This window comes from Arthrobacter sp. Y3221087, assembly GCF_059089905.1.
The window spans coordinates 588087-607728 of record NZ_JBNHFE010000001.1; the positions used below are offsets into that span (position 1 = coordinate 588087).

General features: G+C 67.7%; 17 protein-coding genes. 6 read left to right on the plus strand and 11 right to left on the minus strand.

Annotated features, from left to right (window positions below; all coding sequences use genetic code 11):
* Positions 1 to 54 precede the first annotated feature (54 nt).
* Together paaZ and AC5RUO_RS02740 are read left to right on the plus strand one after the other, a co-directional pair.
* Complete coding sequence (gene paaZ / locus AC5RUO_RS02735) at positions 55 to 2166, plus strand: phenylacetic acid degradation bifunctional protein PaaZ (protein ID WP_494010033.1); 2112 nt, start codon at positions 55 to 57, stop codon at positions 2164 to 2166.
* A 244-nt stretch (positions 2167 to 2410) separates the two neighbouring features.
* The gene (locus AC5RUO_RS02740; RefSeq protein ID WP_494102740.1) at positions 2411 to 2818 is read left to right on the plus strand and encodes a VOC family protein; all 408 of its coding nucleotides are present in this window, start codon (positions 2411 to 2413) and stop codon (positions 2816 to 2818) included.
* 60 nt (positions 2819 to 2878) lie between these two features.
* On the opposite strand, the gene AC5RUO_RS02745 is transcribed toward AC5RUO_RS02740, so the two are convergent.
* The 5 genes from AC5RUO_RS02745 to AC5RUO_RS02765 form a co-directional block, all read right to left on the minus strand.
* Positions 2879 to 3184, minus strand: coding sequence for a hypothetical protein (locus tag AC5RUO_RS02745; RefSeq protein ID WP_494010035.1), 306 nt, complete (start codon positions 3182 to 3184; stop codon positions 2879 to 2881).
* Positions 3185 to 3196: 12 nt separating this feature from the next.
* On the minus strand, positions 3197 to 4333 hold the full coding sequence (locus AC5RUO_RS02750) for a S1C family serine protease (protein ID WP_494010036.1): 1137 nt from the start codon (positions 4331 to 4333) through the stop codon (positions 3197 to 3199).
* 113 nt (positions 4334 to 4446) lie between these two features.
* Positions 4447 to 5079: a TetR/AcrR family transcriptional regulator gene (locus AC5RUO_RS02755; RefSeq protein ID WP_494010037.1), complete on the minus strand. Its 633-nt coding sequence runs from the start codon at positions 5077 to 5079 to the stop codon at positions 4447 to 4449.
* A 75-nt stretch (positions 5080 to 5154) separates the two neighbouring features.
* A complete protein-coding gene (gene paaK / locus AC5RUO_RS02760) occupies positions 5155 to 6516 on the minus strand; it encodes a phenylacetate--CoA ligase PaaK (RefSeq protein ID WP_494010038.1) in 1362 nt (453 codons plus the stop codon).
* Between the two features lie 6 nt (positions 6517 to 6522).
* Positions 6523 to 6990, minus strand: a complete 468-nt coding sequence (locus AC5RUO_RS02765; RefSeq protein ID WP_009356632.1) for a hotdog fold thioesterase — start codon at positions 6988 to 6990, stop codon at positions 6523 to 6525.
* Positions 6991 to 7315: 325 nt separating this feature from the next.
* Between AC5RUO_RS02765 and pta the strand changes: the two genes are divergently transcribed.
* Positions 7316 to 9394 carry a phosphate acetyltransferase gene (gene pta / locus AC5RUO_RS02770; protein WP_494102741.1) on the plus strand — a complete coding sequence of 693 codons (2079 nt, stop codon included), beginning with the start codon at positions 7316 to 7318 and terminating at the stop codon, positions 9392 to 9394.
* 57 nt (positions 9395 to 9451) lie between these two features.
* On the opposite strand, the gene AC5RUO_RS02775 is transcribed toward pta, so the two are convergent.
* Positions 9452 to 9739, minus strand: a complete 288-nt coding sequence (locus AC5RUO_RS02775; RefSeq protein WP_494010040.1) for a hypothetical protein — start codon at positions 9737 to 9739, stop codon at positions 9452 to 9454.
* Between the two features lie 140 nt (positions 9740 to 9879).
* On the opposite strand from AC5RUO_RS02775, the gene AC5RUO_RS02780 reads away from it, so the two are divergent.
* Positions 9880 to 11034 (plus strand): acetate kinase, encoded by a 1155-nt coding sequence (locus AC5RUO_RS02780; protein ID WP_494102742.1) that lies wholly within the window; start codon positions 9880 to 9882, stop codon positions 11032 to 11034.
* Here the strand turns inward: AC5RUO_RS02780 and AC5RUO_RS02785 are convergent.
* From AC5RUO_RS02785 to AC5RUO_RS02800, 4 genes are read right to left on the minus strand one after another with little or no spacing between them, the layout of a single operon-like run.
* Positions 11031 to 12227, minus strand: a complete 1197-nt coding sequence (locus tag AC5RUO_RS02785) for an NAD(P)/FAD-dependent oxidoreductase (RefSeq protein ID WP_494102743.1) — start codon at positions 12225 to 12227, stop codon at positions 11031 to 11033. The two genes, AC5RUO_RS02780 and AC5RUO_RS02785, sit on opposite strands and share 4 nt — an antisense overlap.
* Before the next feature lie 4 nt (positions 12228 to 12231).
* Positions 12232 to 12438 (minus strand): hypervirulence associated TUDOR domain-containing protein, encoded by a 207-nt coding sequence (locus AC5RUO_RS02790; RefSeq protein WP_494102744.1) that lies wholly within the window; start codon positions 12436 to 12438, stop codon positions 12232 to 12234.
* Positions 12439 to 12446: 8 nt separating this feature from the next.
* Entirely contained in the window at positions 12447 to 14855 is a 2409-nt protein-coding gene (locus AC5RUO_RS02795; protein WP_494102745.1) for a zinc metalloprotease, read from the minus strand.
* 6 nt (positions 14856 to 14861) lie between these two features.
* Positions 14862 to 15530, minus strand: coding sequence for a peptidoglycan-binding protein (locus AC5RUO_RS02800; protein ID WP_494102746.1), 669 nt, complete (start codon positions 15528 to 15530; stop codon positions 14862 to 14864).
* Between the two features lie 234 nt (positions 15531 to 15764).
* On the opposite strand from AC5RUO_RS02800, the gene AC5RUO_RS02805 reads away from it, so the two are divergent.
* The gene (locus tag AC5RUO_RS02805; RefSeq protein ID WP_494010046.1) at positions 15765 to 16217 is read left to right on the plus strand and encodes an SRPBCC family protein; all 453 of its coding nucleotides are present in this window, start codon (positions 15765 to 15767) and stop codon (positions 16215 to 16217) included.
* Positions 16218 to 16234: 17 nt separating this feature from the next.
* Here AC5RUO_RS02805 and AC5RUO_RS02810 read toward each other — a convergent pair whose 3' ends face one another.
* Entirely contained in the window at positions 16235 to 18472 is a 2238-nt protein-coding gene (locus AC5RUO_RS02810; RefSeq protein ID WP_494102747.1) for a S9 family peptidase, read from the minus strand.
* A gap of 621 nt (positions 18473 to 19093) precedes the next feature.
* Here AC5RUO_RS02810 and AC5RUO_RS02815 point away from each other — a divergent pair.
* A complete protein-coding gene (locus AC5RUO_RS02815; RefSeq protein WP_494010048.1) occupies positions 19094 to 19516 on the plus strand; it encodes an Hsp20/alpha crystallin family protein in 423 nt (140 codons plus the stop codon).
* Positions 19517 to 19642: the final 126 nt, after the last annotated feature.

The following is a 19642-nucleotide window of genomic DNA, read 5'->3' on the forward strand; positions in this document are numbered from 1 at the left end:
GTCAGTAATCATCGACCGCCTTTCTGCCCCCCTTGTTGGAAGGACCCGTCAACGATGACCACCACAGCCACAGCGCCCCAGGCCACGGTCGACACCGTGGAGACAGTGCCCAGCTTCATCCAGGATGCCTGGTGGACCCCCGACGCCGGCACCTCGGCCTCCGCAGTCCCCGTCCGTGACGCGAGCACCGGGGAGATCCTGGCCAAGGTGAGCACCGAGGGGCTGGACCTGCAGGCCGTGGTGGACTACGGCCGCGGCACCGGCCAGGAAGAATTGGGCAAGCTCACCTTCCACCAGCGTGCGCTCAAACTCAAGGAGCTCGCTCAGTACCTGCACGCCCGGCGCGAGCACTTCTACAACTTCTCCTTCCAGACCGGCGCCACCAAGATCGACTCCATGGTGGATATCGACGGCGGCATCGGCGTCCTCTTCACCTTCGGCTCCAAGGGCCGGCGCGAGCTGCCCAACTCGCAGGTGGTGGTGGACGGGCCCATGGAGGTGCTTTCCAAGGATGGCTCCTTCGCCGGCGAGCACATCTACACCCGCATCCCGGGTGTGGCCGTGCAGATCAACGCCTTCAACTTCCCGGTTTGGGGCATGCTCGAAAAGTTCGCCCCCGCGTTCATCGCGGGGGTTCCCACCATCGTCAAGCCCGCCACCCCCACCGGCTATGTTGCCGCGGCTGTGGTCAAGGCCATCGTCGAATCCAACATCCTGCCCAAGGGCTCGCTGCAGCTGATCTCCGGCTCGGTCCGCGGCCTGCTGGACGTGCTGGATTACCGCGATTACGTCTCTTTCACCGGCTCGGCCTCCACTGCCCTGTCCCTGAAGTCCCACCCGAACGTGGTCCAGGGCGGCGTCCGGTTCACGTCGGAGACCGACTCCCTGAACGCGGCCATCCTCGGCCCCGACGCCGTGGAGGACACCCCGGAGTTCGATGCCTTCGTGAAGTCCGTGGTCACCGAAATGACCGTCAAGGCCGGCCAGAAGTGCACCGCCATCCGCCGGACCATCGTCCCGGAGGCGCTGGTGCCCGCCGTCGTGTCCGCCATCGGCAAGCGGGTCCAGGAGCGCGTGGTGCTCGGCGACCCCCGCGGCGAAGGCGTCACCATGGGCGCCCTGGCCTCCGTGGAGCAGCTCCAGGACGTGCGCGCCGCCGTGCAGTCCATGCTCGACGCCGGCGGCGAGCTTGCGTACGGAACGCTGGATTCGCCGTCGGTCACCACCGCCGACGGCACCTCTGCGGTGGTGGAGGACGGTGCCTTCATGTCTCCCGTCGTGCTCAGCTGGAATGATCCGGAAGCGGAGGCGCTGCACTCCCTGGAGGCCTTCGGCCCCGTTTCGTCGGTGATCGGCTACAAGGACCTGGCCGACGCCGTCCGCCTCGCCGCCCGGGGCAGCGGCTCCCTGGTGGCCACCGTTTGCACCAACGATCCCGCCGTGGCGCGGGAACTGGTAACGGGCATTGCCGCCCATCACGGCCGCGTGCTGATGCTCAACCGCGAGGACGCGCGGTCCTCCACCGGCCACGGATCGCCCGTGCCGCACCTGGTCCACGGCGGACCCGGCCGCGCCGGCGGCGGCGAGGAACTGGGCGGCATCCGCTCCGTGATGCACCATATGCAGCGCACCGCCATCCAGGGCTCGCCGAACATGCTCACGGCAGTCACCGGCATCTGGCATGCCGGGGCGGACCGCAACTTCACCGTGGAAACCGAAGGGACCCACCCGTTCCGGAAGCCGTTGGAGACGCTGCGGATCGGCGACGCCGTCCGGTCCGACCTGCGGCAGGTCACCCTGGAGGACATCACCGCCTTCGCCAACAGCACCGGCGACACCTTCTACGCCCACACCAACCAGGAAGCCGCCGAAGCCAATCCGTTCTTCCCGGGCATCGTTGCCCACGGCTACCTGCTGCTCAGCTGGGCCGCCGGTTTGTTCGTGGAACCAGCGCCGGGCCCGGTGCTGGCCAACTACGGGCTGGAGAACCTGCGCTTCATCACCCCGGTGGCTGCCGGCGACTCCATCCGGGTTACCCTCACCGCCAAGAAGATCACCCCGCGCGAGACGGACGAGTACGGCGAGGTGGCCTGGGACGCCGTCCTGACCAACCAGAACGACGAGATCGTGGCCACCTACGACGTCCTCACCCTCGTCGAAAAGTAACCCACCCCCGGACGCTCTCTCACTCCCTGCGGCTTCCCCCGGTACGCCCGCTCACTTATGGTTGCCTTTTCCCCAATGCCCGCTCACCTAGGTGAGCGGGCATTGGCATTTTGGCCGCCAAAAGTGAGCGGGCGTTCGGGTTTTAGCGACCATAGGTGAGCGGGCATTGGCATTTTGGGCTCTAAAAGTGAGAGAGCGTTTTAGGGGCTGGGGGCGTAAAATTCTGCCCGTAGGAGGTGGCCACATGACCCTAAGAATGAAATCAGCCACAACCATCCTGCCAGTCGATGATGCAGCCCGCGCCCACAGTTTCTACACCGAGAAACTTGGACTCCCGCACCGCGGTATGACAGACGATGGAAGCGAAATACTGGGCATCGATGGCAGCGCCATGCTGCAGCTGATGCCGGTGAGGGACGGCAAGCACTCGGAACACACGGCCCTCAGCTTCGAGGTGACGGACATCGAGCAAACTGTCCGCGAGATGGAGTCCATGGGCGTGCAGTTCCAGGACTACGACCTGCCCAACCTGAAGACCGAGAACCACATCTGCACCACGGGCTCGGAGAAGAGCGCGTGGTTCATGGACAGCGAGCACAACATCCTCTGCGTCCACGAAAACCTGGGCAACAGGATGGAGTACCAGCTCTAGGCATCACAGAAACACCAGGGGCGCCCCGGGAATCCGGGGCACCCCTGGTGTTTTGTGGTGTCAGGACTCGGCACCGCCGTGCAGGGCGTCGTCGCTGCTGTCGTCCTCGGGTCCGGTGCCGCGGCCGCCTTCGCTTTGGTCGGAGAGGTCCATGTTGCCGCGGGCCTCGTCCATGGTGGGGCCGCCGGAGGGAACGCTGTAGGTATCCGGGCGGATGCCGTGGGACTGCTCCTCGATCAGTGCCTGTTCCTCGCTGAAGCGGATCACGTTCGCTTCGTCGCCGGCGTCGCCGGGAACGTCCTCACGGACCTTGGAGGGGTCGGGAACGATGAAGCCTGCCTCAGGTTCTTCTTTGGAGTTGCTCATTTCCATTCCTTCCTATCGGGTGGTGCTATCTCTGGGACGTTCGGCGAGGTCCACCTTGACGTCCCGGGTCTCGTCGCCGCGCTTGACGGCAAAATTCACGGTGTCGCCCGGATTGCGGCCGCGCAGTTCGGACAGGAGCTTCTCTGGCGCGGTCAGTTCAACGCCTTCCATCGACTCCAGGACGTCCCCGGGGCGGATCCCGGCGCGTCCGGCCGGGCCGTCCTCGGAAACGGCCAGCACCAGCACGCCGGAGACCTGCTCGATGCCCAGCTGCTCGGCGATCTGTGCCGTCAGCTCGCCCGGGGTGAGGCCCACGTAGGCGTGTTCGGCGGTGCCGTCGGCCAGGAGTTCTTCGGCCACTTCCACGGCGGTTGCGGCGGGGATGGCGAAGCCGAGGGCAACCGCCCCGGCCGACGGCGGGATGTAGGCCTCGCTGATACCGATGATTTCGCCGCGCATATTGATCACGGCGCCTCCGGAGTTGCCGGGGCTGATGGGCGCATCCGTCTGGATCAGGTCCACCAGGGACAGGCTGTTGGACGCGGACCCGGGAATCGAGCGGTGGAGCCCGGAGATGATGCCGGCGGTGGCGGTGTTCTCGAAACCGAGCGGCGAGCCGAGCACCACGGCACCCTCGCCCACCTTGGGCAGGGTGGTCTGGTACACCGGTTTGGGCAGGCCGGTGCGGTCGGCCTGCACCAGCGCGAGGTCCGTGACGGGGTCGGTGGCCCGGACGGTGCCCTCCACCCGCTGGCCGTCCGCGAAGGCGACCTCAACCCTGGTGTTGCCGCGGATGACGTGCTCGTTGGTGAGGACCAGGCCGTTCTCGGAGTACACTACGCCGCTGCCCAGCCCGCCTTCGGTGAAGATGGTCACCACCGACGGCGCAAGGTTCTCCACGAGCTGCGGGATGCCGCCCGCCGCGTCCTCCTCGGCGGGCGCGGGCGGGGAAGCGGCCGGACTGGCCGCAGGGGTGTTGCCGGAGTGGGCGGTCCCGCTCGGCGGGGGAGGAGGCGAGCCTCCTGTGCAGGCGGAGAGCACGACGGCGGCACTTAGGGCTAGTGCGGCGGCGGCGGTCCTGGGCGGACCGGGACGTCTCCGGGTGCCCAGGGCCCGGCTGCGGGGCCCCGGATGGATGGCCGGGCTCATTGACTACCTCCCCTGCGGACGGCGGCTTTCTACCACCGTAGCCGGGGAGCAGGGCAAATACCAAGCACGCTTAGTATTTGCCGGCCCGCAACGCGGGAAGAGGCGCTGGCGGGCTAGGAGTGGCCGTGCAGCCCGTCGAACGCCATGGTGATGACGTCGTCGGCGAGGCGCTCCGGTGACAGCGAACCGCCGGGCTTGTACCACTCCACGATGGAGTTGATCATGCCGAACAGGAGGCGCGTGACGGTCCGGGGATCGATGTCGGTGCGGAGCGAGCCCTCGTCCCGGGCCGCCGAAATCAGGGCCGCCACCTTGTGGTCGAAGGTGCGCCGCCGCTCCAGGGCGTCCCGTTCAATTTCCGTGTTGCCGCGCAGGCGCAGCAGCAGTGTCACGAACGGCAGCCGGTCCACCAGCACGGCCACCGTCTGGCGCAGGACGAACTCGAGCCGCGCGTCGGCGGCGCCGGACGTTGCCTCCGGCTCCTCGAGGATTGACTCAAGACCGCCGAGGGCATGGTCAAGGGCGAGCTTGAGGAGGTCGCCCTTGGAAGGCACGTGGTGGTAAATGGCCGACTTCGAGATGCCCAGGTTCTCGGCCAGGATGCCCATGGAGGTGGCGTCGTAGCCGTGCCGGTTGAAGACGTCCACGGCTATCCTCAGCACGGATTGCTGGTCGTAGCCGGGGCGGCCGCGTTTGGCTGATCCGTTGACGGCTGCGCCGTTGGTACTGGTTGTCTGGCTGGGCATAGGTGCTAGTTTCTCACGAACGGTCGGTTGGTCCGGGCAGGCCCCGGGCCGGACAGCCCGGCACCTCCCGTGCGGCTATCCCTTCGGGCGCAGGTCGTAGATGCGGCGGAGCTTGCCGTTGGACCGCTCAAGCGAACCCGGTTCCACCACCGCCACCGTGCACGAAGAACCCACGTGGATCTTGATCTGCTCCTTCAAGGTGCGTGCCGCCGTCGCGCTCTGCTCGGCGGTGACGTTGTCCCGCCGCTCGATCTTCACGGTCAGCTGGTCCATCCGCTGCCCCTCCGGCCGGGTGAGCTCAAGCTGGAAGTGCGGGCTGAGCTCGGGGATGCGCAGCGCGATCTCCTCGATCTGCGACGGGAAGAGGTTCACGCCGCGGAGAATGATCATGTCGTCGCTGCGGCCGGTGATGCGTCCCATCCGGCGGTGCGCGGGGCGGGCGGTGCCGGGCAGGAGGCGGGTGAGGTCCTTGGTGCGGTACCGGATGATGGGCAGCGCCTCCTTGGTGAGCGAGGTGAAGACCAGTTCGCCGTGCTCGCCGTCGCCCAGGACGTTCTCCCTGCCGGGGACGGGATTGAAGGGGTCGATGATTTCGGGGCGGAAGTGGTCCTCCCAGATGTGGCTGCCGTCCTGGGTCTCCACGGCCTCGCCGGCGACGCCCGGACCCATCACCTCGGACAGGCCGTAGATGTCGCAGGCCTTGATGTCCATGGTGACTTCGAGTTCGTGCCGCATCTCCTGGGTCCACGGCTCGGCCCCGAGCACGGCGTACTTCAGGGACGTGGAGGTGGGGTCGATGCCCATGTGTGCCATGGCGTCTGCGATGGTCAGCAGGTAGGTGGGGGTACAGAGGATGGCGTCCGGCTGGAAGTCCTGGATGAGCTGGATCTGCCGCTCTGTCTGGCCGCCGGACATGGGGATGACGGTGCAGCCCAGGGCCTCGGCACCGGCGTGCGCGCCCAGGCCGCCGGTGAACAGGCCGTAGCCGTAGGCGTTGTGGACCTTCATCCCGGGGCGGATGCCGGAGGCGCGGAAGCAGCGGGCAACGAGCTTTGCCCAGTCCGCCAGGTCCTGCTTCGTGTAGCCCACCACGGTGGGCCGGCCGGTGGTGCCGGAGCTGGCGTGCACGCGGGCCACCTCGTGCTGCGGCACAGCGAACATCCCGAACGGGTACTCCTGGCGCAGGTCCTCCTTGGTGGTGAAGGGGAAGTTGCCCAGGTCTGCCAGTTCGCGGAGGTCTGACGGGTGGATGCCGGCGTCGTCGAACTTGCGCTTGTACAGCGGCACCCGCTCGTAGGCGTAGGCAACGGTGTGCTGCAGGCGGCTGAGCTGGAGGGCCTCGAGCTCATCCCGGGAGATGGTCTCCCCGCGGTCAAGGACGGCATCCGCCGACTGGACGGTTGCTGCGGCGGGCGTTTCGGGGGCATGCAGGGTCATGGTTTCCTACTTCTTGGGGATGGTGCGGCTGCGTCCGCGGAACTCTGCAACGAGCTCGCCGGGGGTGCCGGAGGTGGGGGATTCGGGCTGGTCCGCGTCGGCGGCGAAGATCTGGATGTCGTACAGGCCGCTGCGGCCGGCGCTGGAACGTCGGTCCGCGACGGCGGTCAGCACCTGGCCGCGGAACGCGGGCTTGAGGAAATTGATGTCCACGCCCGAGGCCACGGTGATGGTGTTCTCCTCGCCGGGCGCCGGGTTGATGGGGTTGCACGCGAGGGCGAAAGCGGTGTCACCGAAGGCGAAGATCATTCCGCCGTGGGCCATGCCGAAGCCGTTGAGCATTTCCTGCCGGAGGGTCATTCGGATGGTGGCGTGGCCGTCGCTCAGGGAGAGGACCTCGATGCCCATCCACTCGGAGGCATAGTCGTTTTCCAGGATGGGGTGGGGTGGCCCGGAAAGTGTTGTTTCAGCCATGCGTCATTGCCTCCAGCTTTATTTACCGAATGTTCATTAGGTAATCCCATGTGGGGGTCCGGTGTCAAGGGAGGGCGTGCGTTCCCGCCCGTTTACTCCGGCTCGGCAGACCCTCCCAAGCCGGGACACGCCGTCGTCCGCGGCACGGTGGGGAAGCGCCGGAAAAGCAACTGGGCGGGAGCGCGCGACGGCGGCCTCGCCGAAGTGCCGGCAGTCCCGTTGCGTGCCCATCACCACACCTCCCGGCGGGCAAGCGGTGCCGCAAGTCCCGGTGCAGGTGCAAGGATGGAGGGACCGGCAGAAGCAGACCAGCAAAGGGCGGACCATGGCCAAAGGCATCTACGTCAGCGCAACCACTCCCGGATCGGGCAAGTCCCTCGTGGCCCTGGGCCTGGCGGACACCCTGCACCGGCACGCGGACAGGATCGGCTTCTTCAAGCCCGTGGTGACCGGCCCTTCCGCCGCGGATGACCCCATGGTGGCCCTGATGAAGTCCCGGTTCGCGCTGGAGGACGAGCGTTGCCGCGGCGGCCTGACGTTCCAGGAAGTGCGGAGCCTGCTCGCCGAGGGAAACCGCGAGGAGATCGACTCACGGTGCGTGGAGATCTTCGCCGACATCTCGCGGCACTGCGACGTGGTGATCGTCGAGGGAACGGACCTGACCGGCCAGGACGCCGCCGTCGAGTTCGACCTCAACGCCCGCCTGGCCAACAACCTTGCCGCCCCGGTGGTGGCCGTGGTGGGCGCCAAGGGGCGGACCGTGGCGGAGGCGGCCGCTGCCGTCGAGGTTGCCCGGAAGGAGCTGTCCGCGGAAAAGTGCGCGCTCCTGGCCATCCTGGTGAACCGCGCGGACCCGGACCTGGTGGACGCCATCGCCGCGGAGGTTAAGGTGGGCGCGTCCGGCCGTCCCGTGTACGTCCTGCCCGAGCTGGAGGAGATCGCGCGGCCCACCACCGGCGAGGTGGCCACGGCGCTCGCCGTACGCCAGATCGCCGGCCGCCCGGACATGGAGCGGGACGTGAAGGACATCAAAGTGGCGGCCATGAACGTGGGCAACTTCCTCAACGTCCTGGATCAGGGCGCCCTGGTGATCGTTCCGGGGGACCGGGCAGACGTGATGGTCGCATGCCTGGCATCGTCCTTCTCGCCCGAATTCCCGGTGGCGTCCGCGCTGATCCTCACCGGCGGCCTGGCACCCGACGCCAACATCTACCCGCTCCTGGCGCAGGCGCCCTTCCCGGTATTCGCCTCCCGGGAGGACACATACACCACTGCGAAGCGGGTGTCGGAGGTCCGGAGCGAGATCTGGTCCGGGCACCGGCGCAAGGTGGCCTCGGCCGTGGGACTGTGGTCGCGCCGGGTGGATGAGACCGAGCTGGTGGAGCGCCTGCACCTGCCCCGGCCGGAGCGGATGACCCCGCTGCGGTTCCTGCACGAGCTCATCGAGCGGGCCCGTTCGCAGCGCCGGCACGTGGTGCTGCCGGAGGGCACGGACGTGCGCATCCTGCGCGCTGCCGAGATCCTGCACCGCCGCGACGTCTGCGACCTGACCGTCCTTGGCCCGGAAACGGACGTCCGTGAGCTGGCGGCGGCCCGGGGCATCGACCTTTCCGGCATCAACGTGGTGGACCCGGCAACCTCGGACCTGCGCCAGAAGTTCGCCGAAAAGTACGCGGAACTCCGGGCGCACAAGGGCGTGGACCTGGCCAAGGCCCTGGAGATCATGCAGGACGTGAGCTACTTCGGCACCATGATGGTCCAGCTGGGGGTGGTGGACGGCATGGTGTCCGGCGCGGCCCACACCACGGCCCACACCATCCGGCCGGCGCTGGAGTTCGTGAAGACGCGCCCCGGGGTGAAGATCGTCTCCTCGGTGTTCCTGATGCTGATGCCGGACCGCGTGCTGGTTTACGGCGACTGCGCGGTGAACCCGGATCCCAACGTGGAGCAGCTGGCGGACATCGCGCTGGCCTCCGCGGAAACCGCTGCACAGTTCGGGGTGGAGCCGCGGGTTGCCATGCTCTCCTACTCGACCGGCGGTTCGGGCTCCGGCGAGGCGGTGGACGAGGTGCGGCAGGCCACCGAACTGGTGCGCCAGCGCCGGCCGGACCTCGCCGTGGAGGGGCCCATCCAGTACGACGCCGCCGTGGACGCCTCCATCGCCGAGTCCAAGATGCCGGGCTCCACCGTGGCCGGGCAGGCGACGGTGTTCATCTTCCCGGACCTCAACACCGGCAACAACACATACAAGGCGGTGCAGCAGAGCTCCGGGGCCGTCGCCGTCGGGCCGGTCCTGCAGGGGCTGCGGAAGCCGGTCAACGATCTCTCCCGCGGCTGCACCGTGGAGGACATCGTGAACACGGTGGCCATCACGGCCATCCAGGCGCAGGCGCCGCTTTCGTAGGACGGGTTAACGGACGACGGCGGCACCCGGGTGGGTGCCGCCGTCGGACCGTAATGACTAGCTGTTGTCCGGCTTGGCCAGGCTTTCCTTGTCCTCTTCCTTGGCGGGCTCGTCTGACAGGCCCTGCGGGGTCAGGTCCAGGCCCTCAGGGTTCTCGGGTGCCTGCGGCGCCTCGCCCGTCTCGCCGGCCTTGGGACTGCCGGAATCGTCCAGCGCGGGATTGGCGCCCTCGACGCCGGTGGGGTCCTTGCTGCCGGATCCGGCGCCGGTGTGGAGCGGCGCGGTGCTGCTGGATCCGGTGTTGGTGGGGTCGTTCTCGTCGATCGAAGTGGGCTCGTTCGTCATTGGAATGTCCTCTCGGCGTGGTCCAGCCTGTCCGCCGACTGTAGGCACAGCCCGGCCCGATCCGCAAGGAATCCGCCGCCGGAAGGGACGCACATATAGTGGGGACTGAACCGCTGGCGCAAAGGCTCAGGAGGCCCCGCATGCTCGTCCTCGTCATCAACTCCGGCTCGTCCTCGCTCAAGTACCAGGTGCGTGACGTCGCAGCCGGAACCGTCCTCACGGAGGGCCTGATCGAAAAGATCGGGATGGGCAACGGGGGAGAAGGCGACGGGGAGATCGTGGGCCCGCGGGACCATGCGGCAGCGTTGGAGCAGGTGGACGAAGCCATCCACCAGGAACTGGGCGACCTGCAGCTGGGGGCGGTTGGGCACCGGGTGGTCCACGGCGGCGAGCGGTTCGCCGAGCCGGTGCTGATCGACAACGAAATCACCCGTGCCATCGAGCGGCTCAACCCGCTGGCGCCGCTGCATAACCCCGCCAACGTCCTGGGTATCCGGGCCATCACCAAGAAGTGGCCGGACATGCCCCAGGTGGCCGTGTTCGATACCGCCTTCCACCGCACCCTCCCCGAGCACGCCTGGCGGTACGCCGTCCCGGACGAGCTCTACACAAACCACGGCATCCGCCGCTACGGCTTCCACGGCACTTCCCACGAGTACGTGACGCGCCGCGCCGCAGCGCTGCTGGACGTCCCGGTGGAGGAGTTCGACGGCGTCATCGCGCACCTGGGCAACGGCGCCTCCGTGACGGCCATCCAGGGCGGCCGGTCCGTGGACACGTCCATGGGCTTCACCCCGCTGGAGGGCCTGGTGATGGGCACCCGCTCCGGCGACCTGGACCCCTCCATCCTGGTGTTCCTGGGCAGGGCCGGCTGGACCCCCGAGGACATCGACACCATGCTGAACCGCGAATCCGGACTCAAGGGCCTGGCCGGCAACAACGACATGCGCTCCGTGGTCGAGGCCTCGGAAGACGGCGATGCGCGGGCAGCGACGGCGCTCGCGGTCACCTCCTACCGGCTGGCCAAGTACATCGGCGGCTACCACGTGGCGGTGGGTGGAGCCAAGGCCCTCGTGTTCACGGCGGGGATCGGCGAGAACTCCCACCAGTTCCGCGCACTGGTGGCGGACAAGCTGGGCGCTCTGGGAGTGGAGCTCGACGGCGGCCTGAACGCGGAGCGGTCCAAGGAACCGCGCGTGATCTCCACGCAGCAGTCGGCCATCCCCATCCTGGTGGTTCCCACCGACGAGGAGCGCGCCATCGCGGAGGCGACGGCCGCCGTCGTGAATCCCTAGGCCCGGCCCTTGAGGATCAGGTTCCAGTAGATCTGCGGGAACATGTCCCGGTCCACCACCCAGGACAGCTTGCTCTCGTTCCAGGTGGGCACCCGGGGGATGGTGGGCATGGGCCGGTACCGGTCGTCGAACTCGGCGAACACCACTGTGTCGCGTGAAACGGTAAACGGGCACACCGAGTAGCCGTTGTACTTCTGGGTCAGCGGCTTGCCCTTCCGCGCCGCCACCAGGTTCTTCGCCAGCACCTTGGTCTGCTTGCGCAGCGAACCTCCTGACTTGGAGTTGGTGGTGCCGGCGGCATCCCCCAGCGACCACACGTTGTGGTACCGGATGTGCCGCAGCGTCTGCCGGTCCACCTCCACGAAGCCGCCCTTGTCCCCGGCCGCCGGCAGGTCTGTGGCCTTCAGCCAGTCCGGCGCCGACTGCGGCGGCACGCCGTTGAGGACGTCGTAGTGCAGGGACTCCTGCTCACCGGTCTCAACATTGCGGATGTTGGCCGTCTGGCCGGCGGCGTCCACCGAGACCAATTCGCTGTTGGTCCACAGTTCGATCCCGTACTCGGCGATCTTGCGGTCCAGCTCCCGGTCCACCTCCGGCACGCCGAAGACGGTGGGGTAGGGCTGGACCATCACCACGCGGATCTCGTCCAGGACGCCCTGCTCCTGCCAGTAGTCGCAGGCCAGGTACATGGGCTTCTGGCTGGCGCCTCCACACTTGATGGGCCCTGCCGGCATGGTGAACACTGCGGTGCCGGAGGTCAGTCCGCTGAGGAGCGTCCAGGCCTTGGGGGCCAGTTCGAACTCGTAGTGCGAGGCGCCGTGAGGGGAGTGAACGGCCTCGGCCAGTCCGGGCACCGCGTCCCAGTCGTACTGCAGGCCCGGGCAGACCACCAGCTGCCCGTAGGCCACGGTGGAGCCGGACGCGAGCGTGACGGTGTTGGCGTTGGCATCTACGTCCACCGCGCTGTCCCGGATCCAGGTAACACCATTGGGGGTCACGGACTCCTGGCTGCGGACCGCCTCCTTGGCCGACGCGCGGCCCCCGGCGATATGCGAAAACAGGGGCTGGTAAAGGTGGTGGTCCTTCGGCTCGATAAGTGCCACGTCCTTGACCCCGTAGCGCTCCAGCCGCGCCGCCAGCGAGACGCCGGCATTGCCGCCGCCGATGATCACCACCTCGTGCTGCCCGGCCACGGCGCTACTTCTTCTCGGTCAGGGCGGAGGCCTTGTGCGCGGCCCGGGCACCTGTCTTGGCCGATTCCACCACAAACTGCGGCTCGTCCTCGCTGGCCCGGTGCGTGTGGCCGTCCAGCTCGAAGCTGCTGGTTTTCTTCTCGATGATCTTGCCGTGCGTCTTGCCCTGCGGCGTGTTCCACTCCACGGACGTTCCCTTGCTCAACGACATTTGTTCTCCTAGCTGGGGTTTGCGGTGGGTTGGGGCTCCACGGCGGGGGCCGTGCCCCCAGTATCCGCCGTTGGCAGCGGCGTCTCAATGGGTGCGTCCGACGGCGGCGCATCACCTATCGCAGGCTGCGTTGCCGGGGCGGGGGCCGGGGCTGTTCCTGCCGGAGCCGGTGCCGTCCCGCCCGGTGCCGGTGAGGAGGGAGCCGTGCTTCCGGCTGGAGTGTCTGTTCCCGTGGGGGCCGGCGCCGCCGAGGACGTGGCGGTACTGCCCGTGTTGCCGGAGGCGGCCGGAGCTGCCTTGACGATGGCAGTGATCTGTTCCTTGTACGCCGCGAGCCGGGCCTGGATTTCCGAGAGTGGAACGTTTTGGAGGTTCCGCCCGTATTCGGCGATTTCGGCCCACAGGGCGTTGAGCTGCGCCAGGCTGTCCCCGTCCAGAGGTCCGTCAAGGGTAAGGACCAGCTGGCTGGCCAGCGCGTACGCAAGGCAATCGATGCAGTTGTAGTTCGCGGCTGCGGACAGGTTCTCCGGGACGATGACGTCCGCCTGGCCCACGATGAGGACCACCTGGAAGCCAACAGCCACCGCAGCGCAGCCGCTGCAGCTGGCGAACGCGTAGGCCTCGTTGCGGGTATCCACCGGCTCGCCGTCCTCGGCCCACACCAGGGCGAAGGCCACGCTGTAGGTGACCGAACCGTCGGTGGTATTCACGGCCAAGGCCTGGTTGCCGTCGCCCTCCGGTGCGGCGGGCCGGTCGAACGGGAACACCCATGAGGGGGCGGCCGTGGCTGGATTGCCCGTGGCTGCGGGCGCGGCGGCTGCTTCCGCCGGCACCAGCACCATGGCCAGCTGGGGGTTGTCGCGGGTTGGTTTCGGGCTGCCTTCGGGCCAGATCGCAACCGTGCGTTCGCTGCTACCCTCGCGCAGCGAAGTATTGCTGGCCTGGGGAAGGATTGTGGCGGTGGCATCAGCCAGCGTGCCGCGCTCGTAAGGCTGCACCGGACGGTATGTCCCGCCGTCGGGCCACCAGGCCCACGCGAGGCCGACAAGCAAAGCGGCAATGGCGGCCATGGCAGCCGTGCGCTGCAGGGCCTTCCCGCGGGTCTTCTTCCAGAGGCCGGTGACCAGCTGGCGCAGCAGCCGGACCAGGATGTACAGCATGCCGAGCATTGGCAGTGCGACGGCGGCGATCGCGAGGACCCGTACGGCGGCGCCGGCCAGGTCACCCGCGGCCAGGCCCGCGGCCAGCATCTCCTGCTGCCTGACCACGCTGTCCCAGGCGGTTGCCAGCAGCCGCGGCAGTGCGATCACCATGACGGCCAGGCTGAAGAGGAGCAGCGGCACGGTGACCAGGACCCAGAGCGCCACCACCGCTCGGGCCCACGGCTTGAGCACGCGGCTTTCAGGCTTTCCCCAGTGCCACGGCAGCAGGCCCAGCAGTGTGGGCCTGATGCGCTGGAACAGGTCCGGGACGCCGGTGGTGTCAGCCAGGATGTGGTACCCGTCGAACCTGACCAGGGGGAGGAGCTGCCGGACCATCTGGAGGATCTGGGTCACCACCACCAGCAGCAGGGCATCGAACCCGGTGGCCCACCAGACGCCCATGATGGCGACCGCCACGATCGCGTTGAAATAGAGTCCGCCCAGGTCGGTACGGAGCCTACCCCCGCGGCCAAGCCGGTACGAATCCGTGACGTCCGTGAAGAAGGCAGGCCAGACCAGATAGAGTCCTGCCCCCATGGCGCCTGGCGTTGCACCGCCCTTGCGCGCCGCGGCGGCGTGGCCGAACTCGTGGAACCCGGCCGAGAGGATGGTGATGGCGAAGATCAGCAGCAGCAGCCCGGGATTGGCGAAGGCCTCGTGCGTGGCGGAGCCCAAGCCCTTGACCATCAGAACCCACCAGCAGGCTGCAAGGAACGCGGCGGTAACGGCCACGATGATCAGCGGGTTGAAAAGCACTGTGAACGGGGCCGTGATCCTGCGGGTGCGCTCCGGGTCCGTCACGGTGTAGCGGAAACGCATGCCCAGCAGGGGGTCGGCCTTGCGGACCTCGGGTTCTGACCCGTCGGCCAGGCGCAGCAGGCCCATCGGCAGCAGTTGCGAGTCCATAAGGGTGCGCACGTTGTCGGCGCTGACCTGCCGGCCCGAGCCCTGGCTCGCGTGCCGGGCAATGTCCTCCACGTCACGTGTCCCGTCAGCCGCCTCCAGCACCAGATAGAGCAGGCGGGTCAGCTGCAGTGTCTGGCCGTCCGAGCGGCGCACCAGTGAGGGCGCTTCGCGGTAGCCGGACCCTTCGGACTGACCGAGGAGCTGGACACCGCCGGCCCGGGCCGGAAACTTCCGCGGGTGCCCGGCAGTGGGGGCAGGGGACGACGGCGGGCCGGCCTGGGAGCGCGGCCCGCCGGTGACGTGGCTCATTTGGGCTTACTGCTGCAGGTCGGACTGCTGGTCGGCAGAGGCGTTGGCTGCGCCGTCGATGTTCTGCGAGATGATGGCGTCCTGCTCGGCCACCGCGTAGGCCTGGCTGTCGATGGAGCCGATGTTCGCGGCGACGGCGGCATCGATCGGGGCGGCCACGTTGGCGTTGGCTGCGACAGCACCGTTGATGGGTGCGGCGATGTCCGCGTCCGCGGCGAGGTCCACGTTGACGTTGAGCTGGTCCCCGTCCAGGGCAGCTGTGGGGTCGGTGGGCAGGGCGCCGACGTCCGGCAGGCTGCCGTCGGGAAGGACAGTGCCGCCGTCGACCGTTTCGGTGGCGTCTGGGGTGCCGCCGTCGATGGTGTCGTTGCTTTGGTCGATGGTGCTGTCCTGGGTGGATTCGGCGTTCGCGTCGGCGGTGATCCCCTGCTCGATCACCACGCCCTGGTCGGCCAGCGCCTGGGCGTCGGAACCGAAGGAGAGGATGTTGGCCGAGGCGGCGGCGTCAATCGGTGCTGCCACGTTGGCGTTGGCGGCGACGGCCAGGTCGATGGGTGCCGCGGCGTCGATGCCCAGGTCGAGGTCCGCGTTCAGGTCCAGGACCGAGGCAACCTCCTTGTCCGGCAAAGCGGTGGCCTGCTCCGCAAGCAGTTCATCGTCACTCAGGGGACGCATTTCATGTTCCATGTTTCTGCAACCTCCGGTACGCGCGGGTTGGCCTGCCCCCAGCGGGCAGCCCTGCGCCAACCAATAGTAAGCATGATTAGCATTACTGCGTAGCGTGCGGAGGCCGGTATTACTGCAGGTGGGTGGCATTGACAGGAGTTGAAGAGAGGTCCAAGCTGGCGCTGTGCCTGCCTTCCTGCCGGCAGAGCCGCCGGCATCAGGCGCCCTTCAAAGGAGAACCCAATGCCTGTTGTAGAAGAAAGCGTTGTTATTGCCCGGCCGCCGCAGGAGGTCTTTGACTTCGTGTCGAAGTTCCAGAACGTTGCGGTATTCGATTCCTCCGTCACCTCCTCGGAGCAGGTGGGGGACGGCCCCCTGGGCGTCGGCACCCGCGGGCGCGGTACCAGCAAAGTCATGGGCCGGCAGTTCGACTGGACTGTCGAGGTCACCGAGTTCGATCCGCCCCGGCGCATGGTGTCCCGTTCCGTTGAGGGCAAGCTGGACTTCACCATCACTTTTCAGGTTGAACCGGCCGACGGCGGCACCCGCCTCACCCAGCGCATCGATGCCGCATCAGGCCTGGGCGGCGTCTTCGGCAAGCTGGCTGATCCGTTGGTGGAGCGCGCGCAGGGGAGGACGGTCCGCGCCAACCTCGAAACCCTGGCGGAGTGGCTGGCAGAGCACCCGCAGACCTGAGTGGCCGGCGGAAGGCCTTACCTGAGCCCCGCGCCGGGCAGCAGTTCGGTGGCGCCGAGGGAATCGGCGATGAACGCGTAGTCCCACGCCCGCTCGCGCCACTGCACGTACCGGCCGGAGGCGCCGCCGTGCCCGCCGTCCATCTCGATTTTCATGAGGATGGGCTCGGATCCGGTGGTCCGGTTCCGCAGCTCCTGCACCCACTTGGCCGGCTCCACGTACAGCACCCGGGTGTCATTGAAGGACGTGACGGCGGCGATTTTCGGGTAGGCCACCTTGCGGACATTCTCATAGGGGGAGTAGGACTTCATGTACTGGTACACCTGCGGGTCCGTGATCGGGTTGCCCCATTCCTCCCACTCGAGGGCGGACAGCGGCAGGTCCGGGTCCAGGATGCTGGTGAGCGGATCCACGAACGGCACCTGCGCCACGATGGCGGCGTACTTTTCCGGCGCGATGTTCGCCACCGCCCCCATCAGCAGGCCGCCGGCGGAGCCGCCCAGCGCCGCGATCCGCGCCGGGTCCACCCAGCCCGAGCCGGCCAGCCAGTCGGTGGCGGCGATGAAGTCAGTGAAGGTGTTCTTCTTGGTGAGTTTCTTGCCGTCCTCGTACCAGTGCCGGCCCAGCTCACCGCCGCCGCGGATGTGCGCGATCACGAACACCACGCCGCGGTCCAACAGCGAAAGGCGCGCAATGCCGAAGCCCGGATCCATGCTCAGCTCGTAGGAGCCGTACCCGTACACCAGGCCCGCCGCCGTCGAATCCTGCTTGATGCCCTTGTGCCGCAGCACCGAGAGCGGGATCCGGGTGCCGTCCGCCGCCGTCGCCCATTCGCGGGTGGCCACGTAGTCGCTGCCGTCGTAGCCGCCCAGCACCGGGCTTTCCTTCCGCAGCAGCAGCTCACCGGCGGGCTGCTTCGGGGTGGGCAGCACGAAGTCGTACACGCGCGACGGTGTGAAATAGGAGGTGTAGCCCAGCCGGATGACGGGGGCCTCATAGTCTGATCCGCTGACGCCTGCGGTGTAGAGCTCCTCGTCGAATGCCGGCTCCACCGGGGATTCTTGTGCCGGCGTGCCCAGCCCGGCGAGGCCCATCACCTGTACCCGTTCAATGGTGTCCTTCCGGATGGACACGATCAGGTGCGTGGCGGTGACGCCCGCGCCGTTGACCCGGACGTCGTCGGAATGTGCGACGACGGTCTGCCACGTCTGCTGGGCCAGCGGCTTTTCCAGCTCGGCCGGGTCCGCCAGCGAGACCATGGAGTTGATGGCGCCGCGGTTGTGTGTGAGGAGGATCCGTTCTGTCTTTTGCCCGTCCGGGCCCTCCAGCAGGAACGGCTCGGCCTCGTAAAGGACCCGCTCGTTGCGGGAGATAACCGTCCGGACGGTCCCGGAGGGGTCGTCGAAACGGAGCAGCCGGGTTTCGCTGTATTCGGAGCAGCCGATGCCCAGCACCAGGTAGCGCCGGTCCGCGGAGAGCTCAAAGCCCAGCCACATGGCGGCGTCGTCTTCCTGGTAGATGACCACGTCGTCGGTGACGGGCGTGCCCAGCACGTGCGCCTTCACCTGGTACGGGCGCCAGGAATCATCCACCACGGTGTAGAAGATGCGCGCGCCGTCCGGGGAGAACGAGACGCCGTAGAAGACGTTCTCGATGACGTCCGGCAGCAGTTCGCCGGTGCGGAGGTCCTTGATCCGGAGGGTGAAGCGCTCGTCGCCGGAGTTGTCCACGGCGTAGGCGTAGAGGTTGCCGTCCACGGTTACGGCCGAGCCGCCCACGGAAAAGAAGGGCTTGCCCTCAGCCTCGACGTTGCCGTCCAGCAGGACTTCCTCGCCGGGAATCGCGACGCCGGGCTCCACGGCCGGCGGGGTCCAGTCGGCAATCCTGTCCCCGGTGTCGGCGGCCCTGACCCGGCACTGGATGCCGTATTCCTTGCCCTCCACGGAGCGGCTGTAGTACCACCAGTCGTCCTTGCGGTGCGGAACCGAGAGGTCGGTTTCCTGGGTGCGGCCCTTGATCTCCTGGAAGATGGCTTCGCGGAGCGGCTCCTGGTGGGCGGTGACCGCTTCCTGGTAGGCGTTCTCGGCCTTCAGGTGCTCCACCACCTCGGCGGATTCCTTGTCCCGCAGCCACTCGTAGTTGTCAACGAAAGTGTCCCCGTGGTGCGTCCGCTCCAGGGGAACCCTCCTGGCCACAGGCGGCGTGGCGGCGGACGCGGGCGTACTGGCGGAATCCTGCAGCGGAGTGGAGGTCATGCCTTCAATATATCCACCGCCTCCGGGAAAGGCCGGGCCCGTTCGCTACCGGGGGACTGAACCCACAACCGCCCGTCGCGATGCCCTGTCACTTATGGTCCCGAAACTGAGGTTTACCCGCCATAACTGACAGGACAGCCGGCCGGGACGGGGCCTAGTGGCCTTCCGGCGGCAGGCGTATCCTGATCACGCCAGGCACATCAGCCACGCGTGAGAGGGGAAGTTTATGACCATCCCGCCAGTGCACGAACCCGAGCCGTTTCCGCCGGAACCAGGCCCTGAACCCACACCGCCAGATCCCACCCAGCCCCAGCCCGGGCATCCGTCTCCCAACCCGTTCCCGGCGCCGCCGTCTCCCGGCCCGCTGCCCGTGCCCGATCCGGGGCCGGCGCCGCTGCGCCCGGACCCAACCCGGAGCTAGCAGGGACCAGCCGGAGGGGGCCTTCCACGGGCCGTGGGAGGCCCCTTTTCCTTGCCCAAAACCGGTCCAAAAAAGTTGCAAATTTCCTTCCTGCACCGCTTGCGGATCTGTTTCTGCGGTGCTAAAAAATCTATATCAGCCAATACAGATCGGCTGATACTCGAAACGATGTTGGACCATCTCTTACGAGGAGGGAAGCCATGTTGATGCGAACCGATCCGTTCCGCGAGCTGGACAGGCTGGCCCAGCAGGTCCTCGGAACGGCAGCGCGTCCGGCAGCCATGCCGATGGACGCCTGGCGGGAGGACAAGGAATTTGTCGTGGCCTTCGATCTGCCCGGCGTCGCGGTGGATTCAGTGGATCTGGATGTGGAACGGAATGTCCTGACGGTGCGGGCCGAGCGGCCTGACGTTGCGGGCAAGGACACCGAATTGGTCGCCTCCGAGAGGCCGCGCGGCGTCTTCAGCCGCCAGCTGATCCTCGGGGACACCCTGGATGTGGACAAGATCAAGGCAAGCTACGATGCCGGTGTCCTGACGCTGCGGATTCCTGTCGCCGAAAAGGCCCAGCCGCGGAAGATCGAGATCGAGACAAAGGGGACAAAGCAGGAGATCGCGGCCTAGTTCCCTCCAAGGATCGGGACGTCGGGTTCTCTGTTGACTGCCAGGATGGGGCGGGTCGCACCGAGTGCACGCCACAGCGCCAGACAGCGCATCGGCAGCGTCAACCCGTACTTCCCGATACGGTGG